Genomic DNA, 332 nt, shown 5'->3' with positions numbered 1-332 from the left:
GTATTACGGATTTGAGAAAGAATAATTATTGATTATCTTCTCTCTATGGCATGATTCCAATTGTTCTTGTTTCAAAATCGATATTACTAGTTGTAATTGATATACTCCCATTCCAAGGATCTACACTATCTCTGCTTGTGATTGCACTTATTGCGGTAATTGCTCTTGCAATTTTTAGATTCTTGGTTCCTCTGATAATAGCCGGTATCATAGTAATGTTGTTACTTGTCTTGATATTTGGGGGAATTCCGATTTCTATTTCCAAGTAAGTTTTACAGGATTTGAACCTGCAATCCAGTTGTATTCGACAACTACCTAAATGCAATGTCGTT

Annotated in this window: 1 protein-coding gene; it reads right to left on the bottom strand. The window is 34.3% G+C overall.

Annotated elements, in window-relative coordinates:
• Positions 1 to 43 precede the first annotated feature (43 nt).
• Positions 44 to 265 (bottom strand): hypothetical protein, encoded by a 222-nt coding sequence (locus tag DYY66_RS06635; protein ID WP_166287282.1) that lies wholly within the window; start codon positions 263 to 265, stop codon positions 44 to 46.
• Positions 266 to 332: the final 67 nt, after the last annotated feature.

The organism is Candidatus Nitrosotalea sp. FS, assembly GCF_011319475.1.
GTDB lineage: Archaea > Thermoproteota > Nitrososphaeria > Nitrososphaerales > Nitrosopumilaceae > Nitrosotalea.
This window is presented reverse-complemented; position numbering and strand designations above follow the sequence as displayed.